The sequence below is a fragment of the Nonomuraea monospora genome, assembly GCF_039531895.1.
GTDB lineage: Bacteria > Actinomycetota > Actinomycetes > Streptosporangiales > Streptosporangiaceae > Nonomuraea > Nonomuraea monospora.
Window position 1 is genome coordinate 104899 of sequence record NZ_BAAAQX010000024.1, and the last position, 22886, is coordinate 127784.

Here is a 22886-nt window from a genome sequence, read left to right on the forward strand (position 1 = left end):
GCGCGGACCGCTCTGGGGGAATCGGTCCTGATTTCCGGGCTTTCCACGGGCTTCCTGAGGGGGACGCATGGCCGGTAACGAGATGCTCCCGAGTTACGAGGATCTGTTCGACGACACCGAGCTCGACCCCCGTCAGGAGGACGAGGCCAGGACGGTCTACTCGCCGGGGGCCTATCTCGCGGATCTGCTGGGGCTCCTGGAGACCGTGCTGGAGCAGCCGTCGCTGCTCGGCGACGACCGGCGCGCCGACCTGAAGCGCATCCTGCTGGACGCCGAGAACACCTTCGGCCAGACGCCCTACCTCGACATCGTCATCGAGCTGCTGGAGAGGCTCGCCGGGGACGCGCCGTACGCGGAGATGCTGCGGCTGGAGCACCCGTTCGGCATGCCGTTCTCGCTGGAGGAGGAGCGGTTCAAGAGCTACCTGCGCCACCTCAGGGTGGGGCCCGACGAGCTCTACCGGATCTTCGCCCCGGTGGCCGACGCCGACACGGTGGCCCGGCTGTTCCTGGGCCTGTCGGCCGAGGCCGCCGGGCATCTGACGTCGCCGGCGGACGAGGCGCGGATCAAGGCGTTCTACGGGCTCGAACCGGGCGACCCGATGGGCCCGCTGGCGCGGGTGGAGACGTTCACGCGGGTGACGGGCCTGTCCGTGCTGCAGGTACGGGAGCTGCTCGGCGACCCCGACGACCCCGCGCGCCCGGCCAAGGACTCCTACGCCAACCGGGGAGGCACCCCGGTCACCCTGTCAGCGGACGGGACGGAGCTGATCGGCGCCTCCACGGGCTGGTACGACCGGGTCAGCAGGATCGCCCGGCTGTCCAGGTGGACCGGGCTCGGCCTGGCCGACCTCGACCGGGTGCTGACCACGTGCTGCGGCGGCACGCTCGACGCGGCGGCGCTGCGGGCCATCGCCCTCGTCGTGCACCTCCAGCGCGGCTACGACCTCACCATCGACGCCGTGTGCGGGCTGGTGGCGGCGGTCGAGCCGGTGCCGGAGGACCTGCCCGCCATGTCGGGCGACCTGCTCGGCCCGCACAACAAGGACTACCGGCGCAAGCTGGCCATCGGCATCGAGACGCCGGAGAGCGGCATCGCCGAGACCGTGCGGCGCTACCGCGACCGCTACAGCGCGCTGGAGCCCAGCCCCTTCGACCGCGGCCCGATCGGGTCGGCGCAGATCGCGCTGCTGCGGCGGGTCGGCAGGCTGACCGCGGCGCTCGGCCTGTCCGCCGGCGAGCTGTTCGACCTGCTGGGGGTGCTGGAGAGCGACCCGTCGTTGTGGCGGTACTCCACGTTCTCGCTGCTGGGAGGCGTCGAGCCGGGGACGCGTGACTGCTACCGCGTCCTGGAGGGCGGCGACCCCGCCGCCGCGCTGTGGCTGGCTCAGACGCTGCTCGGGGTCGCCCGCTGGATGCAGGACGGCGGCTTCGGCGCAGGGGAGCTGGCCGAGATCCTCGGCGGCCGGCCCGGCGAGGACGACAGGCTCGCGGTGCTGGACGGCCTCAGGCAGCGCTTCGCCGAGGTGGCCATGGGGCCGGCCGCGTTCGAGAGCGAGCGCTTCGGCCCGCGTGCCGCCCAGGTGGTGCACGACCTGCTCACCACCACCGCCGGCGGGGTGGTGTCGAGCCGCGATCCCCGGCTGCTGCGCCCCGACCCTGACAAGGTGGCCGCCGCCGCGTACGAGGCGGTCACCACACTGGGCGTCGTCGTGGACGACGACCTGCTCGGGCTGGGGCTCGGCGAGCGCCTGGCCGGCAAGATCCACAACCAGCTCATGCTGTCAGGACGGCTGCGCGCCGACGGCACGCTCGTCACCGACGGGCTGCCCGTCACCGACTACGCGCTGATCCTGGAGCGCGACTTCGTGCCGTTCAAGGAGGCGCTGTTCAAGCTGATCAACAGCGTCGGCAACGGCACCTCCGCCTTCCACCCCTCCGACCTGGCCACCCTCGGCGACCTCTCGGAGGGGCAGCTCGACGAGCTGTACGACAACCTGATCTTCCACGGGTACGTGGACGAGGAGGGCGCCGTCCAGGACCCGGCGTTCTTCGCCGACGAGGAGAACCTCGGCGCGTTCCGCGTCAACGCGGGCCTGTCCGACGTCGCGCCCGAGGTGCTCGCCGTGCTGCGCGGGCGGGTGGAGGCCTTCCGCGCCGAGCCGCTCGTCCTCGACCGGGCGCTGCTGGCGGGGCTGCGGCTCGGCGAGGCGCGGCTGTCCAGGCTGGTGGACGGGCTGCGCTTCAACGGCTACCTCGACGAGCAGGACCGCTACCTGGACAAGCAGGCGCTGGCCGGGCTCGGGCCCGCCGGTCTCGCGCTGCCTGCCGAGTTCCACCCGCACCGGCAAGCCGTGCTCGACGCGATGCGCCGGCAGGTCGGCGAGCTGGAGGCCGAGCTGTTCACCTTCACCCCTGACGACTTCGCCGAGGTCGCGGACCTGGCGATGGCGCAGCGGGCGATGGCCGCGATGGAGGGCCCCTACCTGAGCGACGGCTGGCCGGTCGCCGAGGTGGAGTCGCTCGGCAACGGGTTCACCGAGGCCGAGAGCGGCCTCGTCGCCCAGCGGGTGGCCGAGTGCGCGCAGGACGAGCGGCCGTACCGGATCGACCTGGAGGCGCTGGAGGGGCTCGGCCTCGACAAGGACCAGCAGGGCCTGCTGATCGAGAAGCTGGTCGCGGAGGGCCACCTCACCGACGCGCTGTCCGTGCCGCGCGAGGCCGTGCCGTTCTTCGCCAACCCGGCCAGCGTCATCGGCTTCTCGCTGCAGGGCGTGGAGGACTTCGAGCGGGACGTGTTCTTCCTGCTGAGCCCCGTCGCCGTCGAGCTGGCGGCGGCGGTCGAGGAGGTGACGGCCGCCGTGGAGCGGCGCGCCGGGGAGCAGCGGCAGGCGCTCGTCTCCGTGCTGGCCGACGGGTTCGGCGTGCCGGAGGAGAGCGTCACGGCGATCTGCGCGGGCGTCACCGGCGGGCTGCCCGAGGCGATGGAGCTGCTCGTCCCGCCGGTCATCGCGGACCCGTGGCGGCCGGACGACCCGCATCTGCTGGCCGCCTACCAGCGCATCCGCCGCTTCGCGCTGCTGGCGGGCCGGCTCGGCATGGACGAGACCGAGGTCGCCGTCGTCTTCCACGACCAGGACCTGGCGGGCAAGTTCCCCGAGCCGCTGGCGCTGCCGCCGGGCGTCGGCGCCGTGGACGCGCTGCTGCGCGGCTCCGACGGCCGCATCCTGCTCTTCGCCGGCGACGTCTTCTGGGCCTACTCCGCCGACACGTACGCGCTGCTCGACCAGAAGCCGAAGGCGCTGACCGAGCTGTCGCCCTGGTTCACCGGCCTGAGCCGCGTGGACGCCGCCTTCGCGCACCCCGACGGCACGGAGTGGCTCGTCGGCCGCGCCTTCCAGCGCGCCGAGGGCGAGCAGCCCGGCCGTGAGGTGTCGCGGCTGTTCGTCAAGGAGCGGGGCAGCATCCGCTGGGCGCCCCGCGACCAGCTCTGGGGCCGGATCAGGAACAACTTCGCCGCGCCGCGCAGGATCGACAGCGCGTACGTGGACGAGAACGGCAGGACCTACCTGTTCTGCGGCGACCAGTACATCCGCTACTCCGGCCCCGGCTTCGCCACGGTGGACGAGGGCTACCCGCGCGCCGTCGCCGAGTGGTGGCAGGCGGAGGGGCACGACACGCCGCTGCCTGAGTCGTTCACGGGGGCGCTCGACGCGGCGTTCACCGACGTGGACGGGCACACCCACCTGTTCGCGGGCGGCCGTTACCTGGAGCTGGGCGGGCAGGAGCAGGCGATCTCCGCCCGCTGGGGCCGCATCCGCAACGCCTTCGACGACGGGCAGGGCCTCGACGGCGCCTTCACGGGCCCGGACGGTAGGGCGTACCTGTTCCGCGGCGACCAGGTGGCCCGCTACAGCGACAGCGTGGAGAACGGCGGCGTGCGGGTGGACGACGGCTACCCGCATCGCGTCGAGACGGAGTTCGCCCGGCTGCCCGGCGAGTTCGGGTCCGGCGTGGACGCGGCCTTCTCCGAGCCCGTCACCGGGCTGACGCACCTGTTCAAGGAGGGCAGGACGGTCGCGCTGTCGTCCTCGGGCGCGGGCGCGCCGCAGCCGACGGCCGAGCGGTGGGGCAGGCTCGCCGGCGTGCTGACCCGCGACCGGGTGGACGCCGCGCTGGTCGGCCTGGACGGCAGGACGTACCTGTTCAGCGGCGAGCGGTACCTGCGGTACTCGGGCGCCGACTACGCCGTCGTCGATCTCGGCTACCCGCGCCGCATCGCGGGCGACTGGGGCGGGCTGCGCGAGGTCGGCGCGGCCTTCGTGATGGACGGCCGCACGTACCTGTTCGGGCGCGGCGGCCACCTGTTCGACGTGCCGCTCGCCCAGGAGCCCGAATTGGACGAGGGCCGCCTGTCGCCCGCGCTGCGCCGCCGCTTCCTGGAGCACGGCCTGACCCTGGCCCAGGACGCCACCGTCGCCGCGGGCGAGACCACCGGAGACGGGCCGGTGTGGCACGTCACCACGGAGCAGGGCATCGCGCTGACCCTGCGCGGCACCCCGCTGCACGTGCAGGTGCACGCCGACGCCGGTCACTTCCACGTGCGCTACTCCACCAGGGACTACTCCGTGCCCGACGCCGGCTACCCCAAGCCGGTCTCCGACAACTGGTGGAACCTGCCCGCCTCGCTGGCCGCCGACCCGCGCTTCGCGGTGATCGACGCGGTGTTCACCGACGGCGCGGGCCGCACGTACCTGTTCGCCGGCGAGCGCTTCGTGATGTCCGACGCCCGGCACCGCTGGTGGTCGGAGCCGCGCACGATCGCCGAGCACTGGGACAGCCTGCTGCCCTTCACCCAGGTGGACGCGGCCTTCGTCGGCAAGGACGGCAGAACGTACGTCTTCTCCGGCGACCGGTACACCCGCTTCTCGACCGGCGACCACACCAGGGCGGACGACCGCTACCCCGCCTCGGTGCCGGCGTACTGGGGCAACGTGGTCAACCGGATCGCCAGGACGGGCCGGGTGGACGCCGCGCTGGTCAGGACCGTGGCGGAGGTGGTGGACGGCAGGACGGTGGAGCGCCGCTACACCTACCTGTTCTCGGGCGACCAGTACGTGCGTTACCTGGGCGCGGACCTCGACCACGTACAGGACGGCTATCCGGCCGCGCTGTCGGAGCTGGCGCGCGAGCCGGGGATGGCGGCGCTGGACGTCACGCTCGACGGCGTGGACGCGGCCTTCGCCGACCGCCGCACCGTCTACCTGTTCCGCGGCGACCGCTGCCACGCCGTGTCCGACGGCCTCTACCGCCGCTACGACGACGCCTGGATCGCCGGGGCGGGCTGCGTGTTCCTGGAGGACGGCAGGATGCTGGCCGAGGAGGGCGGCGTCTGGCGGCACCGTCCGGCCGTGGAGTCGGCGCAGGTCCCCGGGATGGAGCCGGAGACGGTGACGCCGCGGTCGCTGCGGGGCGTGCCGGAGGAGTTCCGGCGGGGGCTCGACGCCGTGCTGTGCGGCGCCGACGGGACCACGTACCTGTTCAAGGGGCCGCGGTGCGTCAACACGCGGCTGAACAAGGCGTACGCGCTGGCCGAGGAGTGGGGCCGCCCGCGTAACACGATTTATCAGGACAACGCGGTGGATGCGGCGTTCGTTGGCCGGGACGGCAGGACGTACCTGTTCAGCGGCGACCAGTTCGTCGTCCACGCCGCCACCGGCTCCGACCCCGGCCTCGTCATCGACGGTGAGCCGCGGATCATCGCCGAGCACTGGGGCGGCCTGACCGACGTCGCGCTGGCGTACGTGCGCGGCGACAGGACGTACCTGTTCGAGTCGCCCGACGAGGAGGGCGGCTTCCGCTACGTCGTCTACTCCGGCGCCGACTACACCAGCCCCGACGGCGAGCCGCAGGCCGCCGACGAGAGCTTCTGGGAGGTGCCCGAGCAGTACCGCGTGCCGGGGCGCCCCGTCCCCGACGCGGTGCTGTTCGCCGGCGGCACCATGCTGCTGCTGCACGGCGAGCACTGCGTGCAGTACGACGAGGGCAGCGGCGCGTGGTCCTACCCGCGCCCGATCGAGCGGTTCTGGCCCGGCTTCGAGCGGCTGCTCGAATCCAGCAGGGAGGACGGCGACGCGCTGCGCACGGCGTTCACCACGCCGGACGGCGTGACGTACTTCTTCCTGTCGGAGCAGTACTCGCGGCACGACGGGCGCGAGTTCGCCCCGCTCGCCGTCATCCGCGACCGGTGGGGCAGGTCGCCCAACCCGTTCGTGCCCGACGACGAAACCGCCCGCATCGACGCCGCGTGCGTCTTCGGCGACGACACGACGTTCCTGTTCTCCGGCGACCGGTACGTGCGCTACACCGGCCCCGAGTACCGCTACATCGACCCCGGCTACCCGAAGAAGATCGTCGGCAACCTGCGGCGCGAGGCGGCGTTCGCGAACCTGCCCGAGTCGTTCGACGACGCGGTGACCGGCCGCACGATCGACGCCGCCGTCGCGGGCGAGCGCACCGCCTGCCTGTTCGCGGGCGGCGCCTGCCACACCGTCTCGCGCGCCGCGACCGCCACGTTCGGCGCCGGCGTCCTCGGCCGCGTCAGGAACACGATCGCGGAGCGGGAGAAGGTGGACGCGACGATCGTCAACGGCGCGCACACGTACCTGTTCTCCGGCGACCAGTACGTCCGCTACACCGGCACCGAGTACGCCCACGCCGACGACGGCTATCCCCGCACGATCGTCCCGAACCTGGCCTACGACCTGCGCATGACGGATCAGCCGCCGGCGGAGTTCGCCGACGGGCTCGACGCGGCCTTCCGCGCGCCGGGCGGCGCCGTGCACCTGTTCAAGGGCGCGCTGCACCTGCGCGTCGGCGACCAGCAGGCGCAGCCGGTGAGCGCCGTGTTCGGCAAGGTGCGCAACGCCTTCGCCGACGCCGGGCACGAGCTGATCGACGCCGCCTTCGCCGCGCCCACCGGCGAGCTGTACGCGTTCAGGGGCGACCAGTACGTGCGCTACCCGAGCGGCACGTTCGAGCTGGCCGAGGAGGGCCACCCGCGCACCGTGCGGGACGACTGGGGCGACCTGCCCGGCCGCTTCGAGGCGGGCATCGACGGCGCGTTCGTCTTCGAAGGGCGCACGTACCTGTGCAAGGGCGAGGAGTACGTCCGCTACTCGCGCGGCTACCACGAGGTGGACCGCACCTACCCGCAGCGGTTCGCGCACCGCTGGGGCGGCACGGCCGACTACCGGCTGAGCGACGTGCACACGATCACCAGGTTCGTGGACCTGGCCCGGCGGCACCCGGACGGGCTGCCCGCGTTCCTGCTGAACCCGCCGGCGGCCGTCCCGGACCCGTACGCCTACCTCAGCGACCTGTTCGGCTGGGACGCCGACGAGATCAAGTGGGCCAGGCGCAACGCGGCGCTGCTGACCGCGGAGCCCGGGGCGATCGCCGCCGCGAGGTGGAGCGCGCCGCCCGTACGGCACGAGGAGGACCGCTTCGAGATCGAGTTCCTGCTGCGGCTGGCCGAGCTGTTCGCGCTCACCGGCCGGATCGGCGACGCGCCGTCCACGCTGCACTCCGAGGTGTGGCGGCACGCCTTCGGCGAGACGCCCGCCCTGGCGGCGGCGAACACCGGCCTGCTCGGCATCATGGAGCGGCTGTCCGGCGGGGAGTGGGCGGCGCTGTCGGCCGCCGTGCACGACGAGATCAACGTGCTCAGGCGCGACGCCCTCGTCTCCATCCTGCCGGCCACCTCGGCGGAGCTGTACGACCGGCTGCTGGCCGACGTCGAGATGGGCGGGCAGGGCCGCACCTCGCGGGTGCGCGAGGCCATCGCCGCCGTCCAGCTCTACGTGCACCGCTACCTGCTCGACCTGGAGCAGGCGCGCCCGGCAGGCGGGCGGGACCCGGAGGAGACCCGGCAGCGGATCAGAACCTGGTGGGGGTGGCTGAAGAACTACCGCCTGTGGGAGGCCAACAGGAAGGTCTTCCTCTACCCGGAGAACTACCTGCGCCCCGAGCTGCGCGACTCCAGGACGCCCGCCTTCCGCGCCCTGGAGGACGACCTGCTGCAGGGCGAGATCACCCAGGAGAAGGTGGAGCGCGCCTACAAGCGCTACCTCGACGAGTACACCGAGGTCTCCCGGCTGTCCATCGCCGGCGGCTACGTCTACACCGAGGACGGCGCGGAGCGGGGGGCGCGGCGGCTGGTGCTGTTCGGCCGGACGCGGACCGAGCCGCGCCGCTACTACTGCCGCGAGGCGGAGTTCATGGACGACGGCCGCCTGTCGGCCACCTGGGCGCCGTGGCTGAAGGTGGACGCGCAGATCGAGGCGGAGCGGGTCTACCCGGTGCACGCCTTCGGCCGCGTCTTCGTCTTCTGGCCGACGGTCGAGGCGGTCCCGCCGGAGCCTGGCGCCACGACCACGCTCACCGACCAGCAGAGCGGCGACACCCGCACGCTCACCCCGCCGCCGCCCCAGCACCGCGTGCGGGTCAACTACTCCTTCCGCAACCTCAACGGCGAGTGGGGGGCCGCGCAGGTCCTGCCGCTGGAGGACGTGCAGGACGCGCCCGTGCTGGGCGTGCGCCTGTACGTCCAGGCGTCCGCGACCGCCCCGGACGGCGACGCGCACGACACCATCCTCATCACCTGCACGTACACGGTGCTGACGCCGCTCGGCCCGCTGCCGGTGCGCTCGGCGTTCGCGCTGACGCCCGAGCTGTACGCCATCCGCGCCGAGGGCGTGCCCGAGCCGGTGCGGCCGGCCCGGCTGGAGCGGGTCTTCGCCGAGCCCGTCGACCCGTCAGGGGTCGTGCAGCTCGCCATGCCGGCCGAGGCCGAGAGCGGCGCGTGGGTGAGCGTGGACCACAAGGGCGGCAGTTTCCTGTGCCGTCCCGTCTCGCCGCCGCTGGGCGAGGAGACGGCGCTCCCGCTGAGCGGCAACCAGGCCAGGCTGCCCGTGTGGTCCCCGATCCACGCGGCGGTCGAGCTGCCGGCCGGCGTCAGGTACTTCTTCAACAACAACGGCGAGGACGGCTCCGGCCCGTTCTACGTGGAGCTGCCCAAGGAGCGGCCGAACGCCCTGCGCCTGTCCAAGCCGCCGACGTCGGGCCGCTGGGGGCACGTCCCCACCGCCCTGTACGACGACCAGGCGAAGGTGGACGCCGTCATCGTCAGGAACGGCTACCGCTACCTGTTCTCCGGCGCGAACTACTACCGCTACTCCGGCGACCCGTTCGGCCTGATCGACCCCGGCTACCCGAAGCCGATCGCCGGCAACGGCGAGGGCTTCCCGCAGTGGGACAAGGTGGACGTCGCCGTCGTGGACGCCGACGGCGTGGAGTACTACCACGCCGACGGGCAGGCGTGGCAGCGCAGGTCCGTTCCCGGCGGCCCGCTGGAGACCTTCCAGCCGCCGTGGGCGTCCGGCACCGCGCGGGTGGACGCGGTCCTGTTCCGCGACGGCCAGGTGTTCGTCATGAGCGGCGACTCCTACCGGCGCGTCGCGGGCCGCGACGAGGACACCCGCGAGCTGAAGGGCAACAACGACGGCCTGCCGCAGTCCGGCCCCATCAGCGCCGCCTTCCGGCACGGCGACCGCAGCTACTTCTTCGACAACACCCTCCGCACGTACGTGTCCATCACCCGGGACTCCGGCAGGGGCCGCCCGGATTGGGCGCAGAGCGACCCGTCCGCCATCAAGCCGCTGGGCGTGGCCAGGACGGCCATCACCGACGAGGGCGTGGACGCCGCCTACGTCGCCGGCGACATGCTGTACCTGGCCAGGAACCTGGAGTACGTCGGCTACTCGCTGGCCGGCGGCGTCCCCGGCGCCCTGGCCGAGCCCGGCTACCCCAAGCCGCTGACCCGCCGCGTCCGGGCCGTCTTCCGGCGCTCGGGCCTGCGCTACGTGCTCAGCGGCGAGGACTACGCGGTGCTGGAGCCGGAGCGGGAGCTGGCGTCCGTGACGGCGTACTCCCCCGTCGAGGGCAACTGGGGCGGCCTGCCGGAAGGCTGGGCGGACGACCTGGACGGCGTGCTCGACAGCACCGACCTGCACCTGTTCCTCGGCGCCACGTACCTCACCTACTCCTCGGCGCCGAAGACGCAGCGGCCCTACGAGATCGCCGCGCTGCCGCACGAGGTCGTCCGGCTGACCTCCAGCACGGCGTACAAGCTGAACAAGGCGCTGCTGGAGGGCGGCGTGCCGGCGCTGCTCGCGCCGCGCGTGCAGGAGCTGGACGAGCTGCCCGCCTTCAGCACGCGGACGTCCGACGCCACCACCATCATGGTCACCGAGCAGACCGCGGAGCAGGGCGTGCCGACCAGCTCGCACCTGGACTTCAACAGCGGCAACGGCCTCTACTACTGGGAGGTCTTCTTCCACGCCCCCACCCTCATCGCGCAGGCGCTCAACGCCGCCCAGCGCTTCGACGACGCCCGCACCTGGTACGAGTACGTCTTCGACCCGACCAGGCCGCGCTACTGGCGGTTCCTGCCGTTCCTGGCCGTGGACGTCGAGGCGCTCGTGCAGAGCTGCCGCGACGACCTGGCGCGGATCGACGCGGGCCAGGCGGGCGGCGACCTGGCGCGGATCCTGCTCGACGTGGAGCCGATGGCGCCCGCCTTCCAGCACAGGCGCGAGCTGACCGACGCCGAGAAGGACTACCTGGCCGGGCTCCCGTCCGGCAAGCTGCCGCCCATCGAGGAGGCGATCGGGGCGCTGACGGTGCCGCCCGAGGCGGAGCCGGCGCGCGCCGGGCTGCTGGAGCGCGTCGCCATGCTCGGCCGGCTGCGCCGCCAGTACGACCTCATGGGCGACCGGGTGGCGCTGCTGAAGGCGTACCTGGAGGATCCCTTCGACCCGCACGCGATCGCCGAGCTGCGGCCGTCGGCCTACCGGCGCGCGGTCGTGATGGCCTACATCGACAACCTGCTCGACTGGGGCGACCTGCTGTTCCGCCAGTACACCGCGGAGAGCGTGGACGAGGCCAGGATGCTTTACGTCTTCGCCTACGACCTGCTCGGGGAGCGTCCGCCGGAGAACCTCGGGCCGCGTGAGCCGGGGGCGGCGCTCACGTACGAGCAGATCAGGCGGGCGCCGCGGAACGGCGGGGTGCCCGAGCTGACGGCGGGCGGCGCGATGCTGCAGGGGGCGGGCCAGGTGCACGCCAGCGTGGAGGGACCGTACTTCCACGTCCCGGCCAACAGCGTCTACCTGGAGTACTGGGACCGCGTCGAGGACCGGCTGCGCAAGATCAGGGCTTCGCTCGACATCATGGGCGTCAGCCGGCCGCTGCCGCTGTTCGAGCCGCCCGCGGACGTGATGGCGCTGGTGCGCGGCGCGGCGGCGGGAGCGTCGCTCGACCGGCTCGCCGCCGTCACGGCCGTGCCGGTGCCGCACCACCGCTTCCCCGTCGTGCTGCGCAAGGCGCAGGAGTTGGTGGACAAGCTGCGGCAGTTCGGCGGGGACCTGCTCAACGTGCTGGAACGGCGCGACGCCGAGGAGCTGGCGCTGCTCAACAACCGGCACGAGGGCACGATCCTGGCCCTCACCCGCGCGGTGCGCGAGCTGGAGGTCGAGATCGCCGCCGAGGGCCTGCGCGAGGCGCGGGCCGGCGAGCGGGGCGCGCAGGAGCGGGCCGGCCACTACGAGGGGCTGATCGCCACCGGGCTCACCCCGCTGGAGCAGGCGCAGCTCGGCATGATGTCCGCGGCCGTCGTCGCGCACGCCGTCGCCGCCGCGTTCCAGACCGGCGGCGCCATCGCCTCCGGCCTGCCGGACGTGCTGGTCGGCCTGTTCATCATGGGCACCAAACAGGGCGGCCAGCAGGTGACGGAGGCCCTGGAGCACGGCGGCGAGGCCGCCTCCGCCACCGCCGAGGGGCTGAACGTGATCGGCGAGCTGCTCGGCATCCGCGCCGACCAGGAGCGGATGGCGCACGACTGGGCCTTCCAGCTCGCCCTGGCCCGCAACGACGTCGAGCAGCTCGGCCACCAGGTGCGGGCCGCGGAGCTGCGGCTCGGCGCCGCCCAGCGGGAGCTGGACGTCCTCGGGCAGCAGATCGCGAACCTGGAGGCCGTCGGCGCGTTCATGACGGGCAAGTTCACCAGCCTCCAGCTCTACCAGTGGATGTCGGGGCGGCTGGCGGGGCTGTACTTCCAGGCGTACGCGATGGCGTACGAGACGGCGCGCGCCGCGCAACGCTCCTTCCAGTACGAGCGGGGCGTCCCGGAAGGGGAGGCCGACTACATCCAGCCGATGTACTGGGAGAGCCGGCGCAACGGCCTGCTCGCCGCCGAGAGCCTCGGCCTGGACCTGGAGCGGATGAGCAGGGCGTGGGCCGAGACCGACCGGCGCGGCCTGGAGATCATCAAGAAGGTGTCGCTGCTCGCGCTCGACCCGATGGCCGCGCTCAGCCTGCGCACCACGGGCCGCTGCGAGTTCGCGCTGACCGAGGCGCTGTTCGACCGCGACTTCCCCGGCCACTACCGGCGGCGGATCAAGACGGTGTCGGTCACCTTCACCGGCCCCGACGGCCCGATCGCCCTCAACGGGATGCTGACCCAGCTCGACAGCAGGACCGTGCTCGCGGCCGACCCCAAGGCCGTGAAGTACCTGCTCGACGCCAAGGGCCCGCTGCCGGCGAACGTGCGCGCCGACTGGCGGGGCAGCCAGCAGATCGCCCTGTCGGACCTGGAGGAGTACAAGGACAACAACGGCCTGTTCGAGCTGCGCTACGACGACGAACGCTACCTGCCCTTCGAGGGCACAGGCGCCGTCTCCCGGTGGCGGCTGGAGCTGCCCGCCGGCGGCGCGCCCCAGCTCATGGACGTCACCGTCACCGTGAAGTACTCCGCCGAGCAGGGCGGCGAGCCGTTCGCCGGAGCGGTCAAGGGCATGCTCAAGCCCTACTCCGCGGCCCGCTACTGCGACGTGCCCGCGGAGTTCCCCGAGGAGTGGGCGGCGTTCACCGACGGCGCCGACGGCACGCTGACCCTGCCTCTCACGCCGGACCTGTTCCCCGGCATGATCGGCAGGGCCGTCACCGGCGTGTACGCCCTGTACGCGCCGGCGGGCGCCGGCCGGTTCCTGCTCAACGGCGATCCCCGCCTGCCCCTCGACGAGGGCAAGCTCCTGCCCACCCCAGGGTTCAGCGCCGGCACGTGGCGGCTGGTGCTGGAAGGCGACAGGTCAGGACTGGCGGGGCTGGGGCTGATCTTCGCCTATCGTGCCCGCTAGCGGGCCTCCCGCGTGCCCCGGCCGGGCTCCGGCCGGGGCGCCGGGTCCGCGGCCGGCTCGGCGGCGGGCCGGAGCGCGCCGCTCAGCGGACGCTCCCTGTTCTTGAGGTACTCGGTGTCGTCCTGCCATTGGATACGAGGGCGTCGGGGTGTGTCAGGCATGGCAGCCACGCTAGTGACATGATCGGCAAGGCCGTGTAACGAGAGTCCCCGCTTTGCGCCGGGTCCCGCGTTCCGCCCGCCAGGCTAGGCCCGTTCTCCGCATGATTGTTTTGGCTAGTCGCGTCATAGTCGGCGGGCTGGTTCGTGGGATGGGGCATGAGTGGTCTTTCGGGTCAGCCTCGTCATCGGTCGCGCCGGGGGCGGGCGGAGATGGTGTCGGAGTTCGTGCTGCAGCGGCGGCTGGGTGCGTTGCCGGTGATCGCGGAGTTCTGCCGGCGGCTGGACATCGCCGGGGTCGTGGATCGGGCCTGCCCGGTCCGGTCGGATGCCTACCTCACGCATGGGCAGGTGATCGAGGCGCTGGTGGCCAACCGGCTGACCTCGCCCGCCCCGCTGTGGAAGGTGGAGGACTGGGCTCGCGACTGGGCGGTGGAAGAAGTCTTCGGCGTCGATCCCGGCGCTTTGAACGATGACCGGATCGCCCGGGCGCTGGATGCGATCGCGCCGGAGCTGGAGCAGATCACCGGCTCGATCGGGGCGCAGGCGATCAGCGCGTTCGGGCTGTCGGTGGCCCAGATGCATTGGGACATGACCTCGATCTCCCTGTTCGGCGCGTTCGAGCAGGCCGAGCCGGAGTATCCGGCGCCCAAGTACGGTCATCCCAAGGACCGGCGCACGGATCTGAAACAGGTGCAGGCCGGGATCGCGGTGACCCGGGACGAAGGCATCCCGCTCTTCCACCGCGCCTACGACGGCGGCGCGGGCGAGGTGTCGCAGGTCGTGCAGGCCATGCACGGCCTGCAACAGATCGCCGGACGGCGCGAGATGCTGCTCATCGGCGACTCCAAGCTCATCTCCTACGGCAACGTGAGCGCGATGCGCGAGGCCGGGGTGACCTTCATCGCGCCGCTGGCCGCCGCCAAGGTCCCGGCCGCTCTGTTCGCCGGGCTCGACCCGGCCGGTGGACGGCTGGTGGAGTTCGTCGCCGCCCGGGACGCGGGCAAACCCGCCGAGCGGCGGGCCGCCTACCACGTCATCGAAGACGTGATGGTGCTGACCGCGCCGAAGAAGACGAACAAGACATGTGGCGCCCCGATCACCGTGCGCCGCATTTTGGTGCACTCCACCGCCCACGCCCAAGGCCAGGCCGCCGCCCGCGCGTTGAAACTGGCCAAGGCCCGCGACGAGCTGGACCGGCTGGTCCGCACCGCGGGCAGCCGCTACCACCCTGCCGCCGCCGACGTGAGCCGCCGCGCCGAGGAGATCGCCCGCAAACGCCGCGTCACCGGCTACCTGACCACCACCGTCACCACCTGCCCCGCCACCGGCAAACCCGTCTTCACCTGGGCCTTCGACCAGCGCACCATCGACACCGACGCGAGCGCTGACGGCTGGTACGCCCTGCTGACCACCCTGCCACCCGAGCAGGCCGACGCCGCCGAGGTCCTGATCCGCTACAAGGGCCAGCCGGTCGTCGAACGCCGCTACGGCGACATCAAAGGCCCGCTCGCCATCGCCCCGATGTTCCTCAAACACAACCGCCGCATCACCGCGCTGATCAGCGTCATCTGCCTGGCCCTGCTCGTCTTCTGCCTGATCGAACGCCAGGTCCGCAACGCCTTGCTGCCCGGAACCCGGCTGCTGTTCCACCCCGGCAACAGCCCCGACCGGCCCACCGCACGACTGATCTTCACCGCGCTGGAACGCATCCGGCTCATCCCCGCCACCGCCACCAGCCCGCCCCAGATCCTGATCCCCGACCTCCTGCAACACCGGCTGCTGGCCCTGCTGGACGTCGACCCCACCCGGCCGCGCTGGCTGACCCTGTAACGCATGATCCAGACGACCAGCCAGCGACAGCATTCACCTACCTGCGAAGAACCGGGCTAGGCTTCCGCGCATGCAGCGTCCCCTCGCCCTCCACCTGGCCGTCGCCCTGCTCGCCCTCCTCTGGGCCGGTCTCATCGGCGGCGTCGTGCTCGTCTGGGAGGGCGGGACCGCCCCCTTCGAGATCTTCGCGGGGGTGTTCTGGAGCGCGGTCTGGTGCTTCTGGCTGGCCCGGGTCTGGCTGGGCGGCCCCATGGCGATCGGGCTGATGCGCAAGGCCCTGTTCGGAATCTGCCCGCTGCTGATCCTCGGCTCCGGCCTGGCCATCGGGATGAGCGACGGCCGGGTGTACCCGTCGCAGCTCGCCGGGATCGCCGCCGCGGTGTGCGGCGTCGCGGGCGGGCTGCTGCTCTGCCGGGGGGACGTCAGGCGGTGGAGCTCGTCCGCCGTCGCGCCGAGGGTGCTCCATCAGCCGGCCGACGGGACCGCCTTCGACCTGCGAGGGGTCGCGCTCAGGCAGCAGCGGGGCCTGTTCGGGTGCCTGATGATGGTCGTGGCCGTGGTCGTCCTGATCGTGGTGGGGCTCATCGGCGCGGCGTTGCCCGACGACCGGGGGACGGACGCGCCTGACTACGTGGCCTTCATGGTGGGCGTGGTGCTGGTGGTGATCATCGCCGTCGCCGGATATATCCGGATAAATGTGCAGGCCAAGGCGTTGGGGGTGCTGGTCGTCTCCTCGCGTGGCGTCAACGATCATCCGTGGTCGAGGCTGCGGTCGGTCGCGCTGACGTACGTGGGTGAGGCCACGGTCGTGGACGGGGTTCGCCGGTATCCGCAGGCCCGGCTCGACCTGTCGCTCTACGACGAGCCGGAGGAGCAGCGCCTCGCCCTGCCCAACGAGGCCCACCTGCACGGGTCGATCGCGGCGGCGCTGGCGGCGCGCTCGCCTGAGGGGGTCTTCCTCGGCTGGGTCCAGCGGGCCGACCGCCCGCGTTCGGTCCGGTAGCCCGCGTTGGTCCGGTAGCCCGCTTCGGTCCGGTGGCCCGCTTCGGTCCGGTGGCCCGCTTCGGTTCGGTGGCCCGCTTCGGTTCGGTGGCCCGCCATCTGGGTCAGGCGTGGCCCGGCCAGGCGAAGTCGTCGACCGCCAGGAACGGCTCGTCGGCCACCGTCCCGGGCGTCACCCCGGCGAACGCCATCACCTCCCGATGCAGGTGGGACTGGTCGGCGTAACCGGCGTCGGCCGCCACCCTGGCCGCGCCCTCGCCCGCGACCAGCCGGTGGGCGGCGTGATCGAAGCGGATCAGCGTCACGGCGCGCTTCGGCCGCAGCCCGAGCTGGGCGCGGAACCGCGACCACAGGCGCTTGCGGCTCCAGCCGACCTCCTCCGCGAGCCCGTCCACCCGCACCAGGCCGCGACCGGCGACGATCCGATCCCACGCCCAGGCCACCTCGGGATCCACCGGCTCCCGCTCCTCGTGGCGGCGGGCGAGCAGCGCGTCCGTCATCGCGAAACGCTCCCGCCAGGTGCCGGCCTCGGCCAGCCGCTCGCGGATCTCCGACACCTCCCGGCGGCTCCACAGGTCTTCGAGGGGCACCACGACGCCGTCGAGCTCCGCCGGAGACACGCCCAGGACGGCGCGGGCGATCAACGGGGACAGGCGCACCTGCACGCACTCGACGTTCTGCCCCCGCACCCAGACCGCCCCTCCGGCCCCGTACCCCGGCCCGCCGGCGAGACTGCCGCTCTGTAGCCGCCCCGCCCCGCCGTCGATGACGGGCGAGCCCGCGCCGAACTCCAGCAGCAGCGTCACGGCCGGATGCGGGACCATGCGGAGCGCGTCCAGGTCACGGACCTGGAACCCCGCCATGCTCACCCCGGACACCGAGCTGGGCCGCCGCGGGGACGCGACGCCCCACACAGCCTCACCGTGCACGAACGTCTGCACGGATCCCATGCTACGTGCCGCCCACGATCTCCTCCAGGCAGTCGCGGAACAGGTCGTCCACGGTGCGCCCCGGCTGGAAGTACTCGGTCACCCCGGCGATCACCGTGGGGAACGCCGTGGCGAAGGCGTCCATGTCGAACCCCTCCACGTCCGGCCGCGGCGCCTGCTCCTCCAGCACGAACCCCACCGTGAACCGCTCCACCGTCAGCACGATCAGCCGGGCCCGCCGCAGCGGGATGCCCCGCCCGACGAGCGCGCTCATGGCCAGCTCCGAGATCGCGGCCATCTTGAGCGAGAGCTGGGAGAGCGAGATGACCCTGGCGCCGTCCGGGTGGGCGAGCAGCGCGCGGCGCAGCCGCTCGGCCAGGCCGATCAGCCAGTCCTGCCAGCGTTCCGCCGGACCGGGGGGCGTCAGCTCGGGGAACTGCTGCTCCAGGATCGCCTCGGCGATCGCGGTGACGAGGGCGGCCTTGTTCGGGACGTGCCAGTAGAGGGTGGGCGACTTGACGCCGAGCCGGGCGGCCAGCCGGCGCGTGGTCACCCCGTCGAGGCCCTCGGCGTCGAGCAGGGCGACGGCCTCGGCGACGATCCGCTGCTTGTCCAATGCCAAATCCGGCACCTCCCGCCCGCACTCTATCAGTGCTAGAGTCGCCCCTATCTATCACTGATAGAGAGGGAGCTGAGATGAAGGCGGCGGTGCTGCACGAGATCGGCGGCGTACCTCGCTACGAGGACTTTCCCGACCCGGTGCCCGGCGAAGGGGAGGTGCTCATCGACGTCAAGGCGGTGGCCGTCGAGAACGTCGACAAGGCCATCGCGGCCGGCACGCACTACACGAGCGCGGGCTTCACCGGCCGGTTGCCGGCGATCCCCGCCTTCGACGGCGTAGGCGCCCTGCCCGACGGCACCCTCGTCGGGTTCGGCAACCCGCGCCTGCCCTACGGGGCGCTCGCCCAGCGCACGGTGGTGCCCGCGGGCTCGTACGCCCCCGTCCCCGAGGACGTCGACCCGGCCGTCGTGACCGTGCTCGCCTCGGCCATCACCGGCATGGCGATCAGGACCGCCGCCGGGTTCGTCCCCGGCGAGACGGTGCTGGTGCAGGGCGCCACCGGGGTGGCCGGGCGGCTCGCGGTGCAGGTGGCCCGGCTGCTCGGCGCCGGGCGGATCGTCGCCACCGGCCGCGACGACACGCAGTTGCGCGAGGTGCGGGAGCTCGGCGCCGACGCCGTGATCAACACGGCCGTGCCGGACGACGTGCTCGCCCGGGCGTTCGCCGACGCCAGGGGTGACGGTTACGACGTCGTCCTGGACTACCTGTGGGGGCGGCCCACCGAGGTCCTGCTGGGCACGCTCGTCCCGGAGTCGTTCGGGTTCGGCAGGCCGACGCGGATCGTCCAGGTCGGCGAGTCCGCCGCGCCCGCCCTCAACCTGCCCGCGGACGCCCTGCGGACGTCCGGGGTCGAGATTTACGGCGCGGCCAAGGGCCTCGACGCGGCGACCATGGGCGAGGCGTACGGGCAGGTCGTGGCCTGGACGCGGGCCGGTGAGCTGGTCTTCGGGGTGGAGCGGGTGCCGCTGAGCGGCATCGAGACCGCCTGGCAGCGCACCGACCTGAAGGGCAGGCGGCTGGTCGTGCTGCCGTGACCCGCCGTCGGCGCGAAAGGCCGGTCGTGCTGCCGTGCCCCAGTGCGAGAGGCTGATCGTGCCGCCGTGGCCCCCGTCCTCAGTGCGAGAGGCTCGGTTGGCCGGTGCCCCAGGAGGCGAGGATGCGCAGCGCGTCGTACGACGGGGTGCCGGGCTCGGCGGTCAGCACCCTGAGCCGCTGGCCCGACCCGTCGGGGCTGCTCCACGTGTCGCAGTCGAGGGTGAGGTCGCCGACCAGCCGGTGCCGGTACCGCTTCCCGGCGACCTCGCGGCGACTGTCCTGCGAAGGCAGGCCGAGGTCCTGCGGGGCCAATGCCAGGGAGGGAGCGGTGAACGCGCAAGCGGCCCCCCGTGACGGGCGGGCCGCTTGCGCGGAGACTTCCGGAAGACCTACTTGATCAGGCGCTTGCTGAGCAGCTCCTTGCCCTGCTCGGCACCCTTACGGCTCTCGGCCTGGGCGCGGCGGAAGAAGCTCGCCAGTTCCTGGTCGCCCGTGCGTTCCGCGTCGGCGATGTAGTTCTCCAGCCGCAGCACGTTGCTCAGGCACTGCTCGACGAACCAGATCAGGTTGTAGTCCTTGTCCTGAGTGCCCGTGACCTTGCCGGTCTCCTGGGTCGACGGATCCATGTGTCTCCTCCTAGCCCTTCGGCGGTCAGATCCATCCCCCTGCTTCCGTCCCCTGCCCGTCAGTCCCGAGGTATGCGCGGTGGCGCGCATCGGCTGGGCGGAATCTGGCGGCGCGCCCTTTTACCGGTACGGAAATGCGCGGCCCGCCACGGGTGTTGCCCGGAACATGGGAAACCGTTTCGCGGACGAGAACGTCATCCGTCGCCTCCTGGCCGAGGCTCACACGTGGGCGTTCGTCGGCCTGGCCGACAACCCGGGCCGTACCGCCTACGACCAGGCGGCGCTGCTCAAGTCGCGCGGCCGGCGGATCATTCCCGTCCATCCGGCGGGCGAGACCGTGCTGGGCGAGCCCGGCTACGAGTCGCTGGCCGAGGTGCCGGGCAAGGTGGACGTGGTCGCCGTGTACCGCCGGTCCGAGTACGCCGGTGAGGCGATCGACGAGGCCATCGCCATCGGGGCCGGTGCGGTCTGGCTGCCCCTCGGGGTGGTCGACGAGGCCGCGGCGGGGCGGGCGCTGGAGGCCGGGCTGGACGTGGTGATGGACCGGTGCCCCGGCGTCGAGTGGGCCCTGCGCCGCACCGCCTGACGTCAGGTGACCTGCTCGCGCCGGATGACCTTGGTGAGCTGCTGCCCCTCCCCCGCCACATCCGCCACCGCCACCGGCGTCCTGGACACCAGCACGTCGGGCGGGTCCTGCCGGTAGAAGATGTCGATGTCGACCTCTTCCCCGCCCATGACCAGCGTGTCCCACGCCCCGCTGATCAGCAGCGTCCGCAACGTCTCCGCCTTCATCCCCCGCAGATGCCCCCGGAGCCGGGCGTCGTCCGGCATCCCGGGGATGCGCGTCGCCAGCCGGTCCCGGATCTGCCGCAGCCGGTCCATGAGCACGTCCAGGTCGGCGTCCTTGGCGGCGCCGGGATCGGGGCTCGCGGCGGCCTCCTCGATCCCCTGCGCGATCTCGTCCTTGATCGCCCGCGTGACACCGTGCCCGTCGGTGGTGACCATCGCCTTCCAGGCGCGGCTCTTGTGCCGATACTGCAGCATCGACATGGCCGCCTCGTGCCGGATGAAGTCGGCGTCCCTGAACGGCCGGCCCTGCCAGCTCTGGCTGAGCGTCCTGGCCAGCGAGATGGCCGAGCCCAGCCCGCTGTTGAGGCCGCGGCCCGGCCAGAAGTGGATGGCGTTGGCGGCGTCCCCGAGCAGGAAGCCGTACGTGCCGGGGGTGGCGGAGGTGGGCGGGTAGAGCTGCGCGGTGAAGCGGGGCCGCTGCACCATGTCGAGCCGGAACGCGGTGACCGCGCTCAGGTTCTCCTCCGGCACGCCGAAGAACCGCAGCCCCTCCATCACCCGCGCCCACAGCTTCGACCCCTTGACCAGGGCGGGCAGGAACAGCGTGCTGTGCGTGGAGCAGCGGAACTCGCCGTGCTCGGTGCGGTCCATGAGGCATGGGCTGGAGGCCACGCACTCCTCGAAGACGTGCCTGACCGGGTCGATGCCGATGACCTCCTCGGCTTCGGCGTCGGTCAGCCGCATGTTGAGGAAGCCCTCGCCGCGCAGGGCGTTCAGCAGGAAGCGGTTCTGCGCGACGGTGAGCAGGACGGTCATCGGGTCGGGCAGCTCGGACTTGACCCGCAGGCCGAGGACGACGTCGCGCAGGTGGTGGCCGTCGAGCGAGTAGATGGAGGTGTCGGCGGTGCCGAACTTGGCGGCGAAGTGCTCCCTGGTGCGCGACCGGCCGCCCTCGCAGATGGCCAGCACGTGGTCGCGGGCCGCGGCCTCCTGGTGCTCGGCGGGGTCGAAGCGCTCGGGGACGAGCCGGATTCGGCCGGGCCGCTCGCCGGCCATCGCCAGCAGGGTGTCCTCGATGTAGGAGATACGCAGGTTGCGCGGGCTGCGACCACGGATCGAGTCGGGGCCGGCGGGCCACATCTCGGTGTAGGCGTCCGGGCTGAACAGCCGCGCCTGCACCTTCTCCGGCAGGTTCAGGTACTGGCGGCTCTGCACCGTCACGACCTGCTGCCTCCGGATGTTGCCCTGTTCCTGGCCCTTCCACACGACCCGGTCGCCGTCGAGCATCCAGCGGCCGTCGTACACGGTGACCGCCACCCGATCGCCCATCAGGTGGTCGAGGAGCAGGGCGAACCCGAGCCCGACGGGGCCGCCGCCGCTGATCGTCACGCGCAGGACCTGGGCGGGATCGACCGGGCGCGCCGCCTGCCGGCCGATCTCCCGCATGAGCGCCGGGTCCATGATGGTCTCGACGTCGTCGGACGCCTCGAAGCGGAACACCTCGTCGCCGATCGCGATCACGTCGCCGGGCTGGAGGTCGTGCCGGGTCACCCGGACGCCGTTGACCAGGGTGCCGTTGCGGCTGCCCAGGTCGTACAGGACGTACCGGCCCGATTCGTGACGCACTTCGGCGTGCGCGCGCGAGGCGCGCACGCTGGCGATCACGATGCGGCTGTCGTTCCTGCGGCCGAACGTCATCGGCCGGTCGTCGATCGGAAATCGCTGTCCGGACAGCGGGCCGTCACGCCCGACGATCACCGGCGGCATAGGTCACTCCCATTTCCTAGCCCATGGACTGAAGGTGCCGTACTCGAGCGTGAGCGGGTTTCCGGGGTTTGACCGCTGAAAAATACGCACGCGGCGCACATCGCCAGTGAAGTCGTGACGGGTGTGAAAGGTGAGGCGACCGGCTCAGTGGTGGTAGGCGTGGATCACGGCGTGACCCTTGCCGCGGCCGATGATCCACTTGTTGATGGGCCAGGTGACGAGGAAGGCGACGAGCAGCGAGACCGCCAGCGCGCCCCAGAACAGCAGGGACGTGAGCCCCGCGTCCATCGCGCCGGGGATGACCAGCATGATGCCGTTGTCGACGATCTCCATGACGAGGATCGACAGCGTGTCGGCGGCCAGCGCGAGCCGCAGCGCGGCGCGCCACTTGAGACCCGCGCGGAACAGACCGCGCAGGGTGAGCGCGTAGCCGAAGATGAACGCCAGGACGACGGCCAGCGCGATGCTGGGCAGGTCGTGCCAGCCCAGGGCGGTGGCGATCACCATGCCGAGCACCTCGCCGATGGCGCACCCGGTGAGGCAGTGCAGCGTCGCCGACGCCGCCACTCCCCAGGTCGCCTTCATCGGCCCGTGGTGGGCATGACCTGACTCCTCATGTCCACCGTGATGCATTGATTCGGACATTGCTACCTTCCAGGCGGTTCGTTCGCGTTTCAGCGGGCCCACCGTATACCCCCTACCCGTATGGAGGCAACGGCGGGCCCGGCGAACGTCACCCGGTCAGAGCCTGGCGAGGATCTTCCTGAGCTCAGAACCGTGAGCGGCGTGCCGCCGTCCAGACGGCCCGGGGTGTGCATGCCGCGGACGCCGGCGCGAGGGCCACGAGGGAGGGTGGTCAGGTGGCGCGTG

At 72.3% G+C, this 22886-nt stretch carries 12 protein-coding genes; 5 read left to right on the plus strand and 7 right to left on the minus strand.

Translation table 11 applies throughout. The annotated features are described in order from the left end of the window. Positions 1 to 67 precede the first annotated feature (67 nt). Positions 68 to 13255 carry a hemopexin repeat-containing protein gene (locus tag ABD331_RS37445; RefSeq protein ID WP_344485943.1) on the plus strand — a complete coding sequence of 4396 codons (13188 nt, stop codon included), beginning with the start codon at positions 68 to 70 and terminating at the stop codon, positions 13253 to 13255. Here ABD331_RS37445 and ABD331_RS37450 read toward each other — a convergent pair. Beyond that, the gene (locus ABD331_RS37450) at positions 13252 to 13416 is read right to left on the minus strand and encodes a hypothetical protein (RefSeq protein WP_344485946.1); all 165 of its coding nucleotides are present in this window, start codon (positions 13414 to 13416) and stop codon (positions 13252 to 13254) included. The two genes, ABD331_RS37445 and ABD331_RS37450, sit on opposite strands and share 4 nt — an antisense overlap. Positions 13417 to 13572: 156 nt before the next feature. On the opposite strand from ABD331_RS37450, the gene ABD331_RS37455 reads away from it, so the two are divergent. Both ABD331_RS37455 and ABD331_RS37460 read left to right on the plus strand, forming a co-directional pair. Continuing rightward, on the plus strand, positions 13573 to 15246 hold the full coding sequence (locus tag ABD331_RS37455; protein WP_344485949.1) for an IS1634 family transposase: 1674 nt from the start codon (positions 13573 to 13575) through the stop codon (positions 15244 to 15246). A 70-nt stretch (positions 15247 to 15316) separates the two neighbouring features. Continuing rightward, positions 15317 to 16249: a hypothetical protein gene (locus ABD331_RS37460; protein WP_344485952.1), complete on the plus strand. Its 933-nt coding sequence runs from the start codon at positions 15317 to 15319 to the stop codon at positions 16247 to 16249. 103 nt (positions 16250 to 16352) lie between these two features. On the opposite strand, the gene ABD331_RS37465 is transcribed toward ABD331_RS37460, so the two are convergent. Both ABD331_RS37465 and ABD331_RS37470 read right to left on the minus strand, forming a co-directional pair. Next, the gene (locus tag ABD331_RS37465; protein ID WP_344485955.1) at positions 16353 to 17189 is read right to left on the minus strand and encodes a helix-turn-helix domain-containing protein; all 837 of its coding nucleotides are present in this window, start codon (positions 17187 to 17189) and stop codon (positions 16353 to 16355) included. 10 nt (positions 17190 to 17199) lie between these two features. Next, on the minus strand, positions 17200 to 17799 hold the full coding sequence (locus tag ABD331_RS37470) for a TetR/AcrR family transcriptional regulator C-terminal domain-containing protein (protein ID WP_344485958.1): 600 nt from the start codon (positions 17797 to 17799) through the stop codon (positions 17200 to 17202). Between the two features lie 74 nt (positions 17800 to 17873). Here ABD331_RS37470 and ABD331_RS37475 point away from each other — a divergent pair, with 74 nt between their 5' ends. Further along, positions 17874 to 18833 (plus strand): quinone oxidoreductase family protein, encoded by a 960-nt coding sequence (locus ABD331_RS37475; protein ID WP_344485961.1) that lies wholly within the window; start codon positions 17874 to 17876, stop codon positions 18831 to 18833. Between the two features lie 79 nt (positions 18834 to 18912). Here ABD331_RS37475 and ABD331_RS37480 read toward each other — a convergent pair whose 3' ends face one another. Both ABD331_RS37480 and ABD331_RS37485 read right to left on the minus strand, forming a co-directional pair. Continuing rightward, a complete protein-coding gene (locus ABD331_RS37480; protein WP_344485963.1) occupies positions 18913 to 19146 on the minus strand; it encodes an MmyB family transcriptional regulator in 234 nt (77 codons plus the stop codon). A gap of 77 nt (positions 19147 to 19223) precedes the next feature. Continuing rightward, positions 19224 to 19460 carry a hypothetical protein gene (locus ABD331_RS37485; protein ID WP_148442892.1) on the minus strand — a complete coding sequence of 79 codons (237 nt, stop codon included), beginning with the start codon at positions 19458 to 19460 and terminating at the stop codon, positions 19224 to 19226. A 166-nt stretch (positions 19461 to 19626) separates the two neighbouring features. On the opposite strand from ABD331_RS37485, the gene ABD331_RS37490 reads away from it, so the two are divergent. Further along, positions 19627 to 20046: a CoA-binding protein gene (locus tag ABD331_RS37490; RefSeq protein ID WP_344485971.1), complete on the plus strand. Its 420-nt coding sequence runs from the start codon at positions 19627 to 19629 to the stop codon at positions 20044 to 20046. 2 nt (positions 20047 to 20048) lie between these two features. Here the strand turns inward: ABD331_RS37490 and ABD331_RS37495 are convergent, their stop codons facing one another. After that, entirely contained in the window at positions 20049 to 22016 is a 1968-nt protein-coding gene (locus ABD331_RS37495) for an FHA domain-containing protein (protein WP_344485974.1), read from the minus strand. Between the two features lie 144 nt (positions 22017 to 22160). Next, positions 22161 to 22601 carry a DUF4396 domain-containing protein gene (locus tag ABD331_RS37500; RefSeq protein ID WP_344485977.1) on the minus strand — a complete coding sequence of 147 codons (441 nt, stop codon included), beginning with the start codon at positions 22599 to 22601 and terminating at the stop codon, positions 22161 to 22163. Positions 22602 to 22886: the final 285 nt, after the last annotated feature.

What these genes read in the sequence shown, in the direction of transcription:
- ABD331_RS37445 (WP_344485943.1), top strand. Translation starts at nt 68, where the DNA reads ATGGCCGGTAACGAGATGCTCCCGAGTTACGAGGATCTGTTCGACGAC.
- ABD331_RS37450 (WP_344485946.1), bottom strand. Translation starts at nt 13,416, where the DNA reads ATGCCTGACACACCCCGACGCCCTCGTATCCAATGGCAGGACGACACC.
- ABD331_RS37455 (WP_344485949.1), top strand. Translation starts at nt 13,573, where the DNA reads ATGAGTGGTCTTTCGGGTCAGCCTCGTCATCGGTCGCGCCGGGGGCGG.
- ABD331_RS37460 (WP_344485952.1), top strand. Translation starts at nt 15,317, where the DNA reads ATGCAGCGTCCCCTCGCCCTCCACCTGGCCGTCGCCCTGCTCGCCCTC.
- ABD331_RS37475 (WP_344485961.1), top strand. Translation starts at nt 17,874, where the DNA reads ATGAAGGCGGCGGTGCTGCACGAGATCGGCGGCGTACCTCGCTACGAG.
- ABD331_RS37485 (WP_148442892.1), bottom strand. Translation starts at nt 19,460, where the DNA reads ATGGATCCGTCGACCCAGGAGACCGGCAAGGTCACGGGCACTCAGGAC.
- ABD331_RS37490 (WP_344485971.1), top strand. Translation starts at nt 19,627, where the DNA reads ATGGGAAACCGTTTCGCGGACGAGAACGTCATCCGTCGCCTCCTGGCC.
- ABD331_RS37495 (WP_344485974.1), bottom strand. Translation starts at nt 22,016, where the DNA reads ATGCCGCCGGTGATCGTCGGGCGTGACGGCCCGCTGTCCGGACAGCGA.
- ABD331_RS37500 (WP_344485977.1), bottom strand. Translation starts at nt 22,601, where the DNA reads ATGAAGGCGACCTGGGGAGTGGCGGCGTCGGCGACGCTGCACTGCCTC.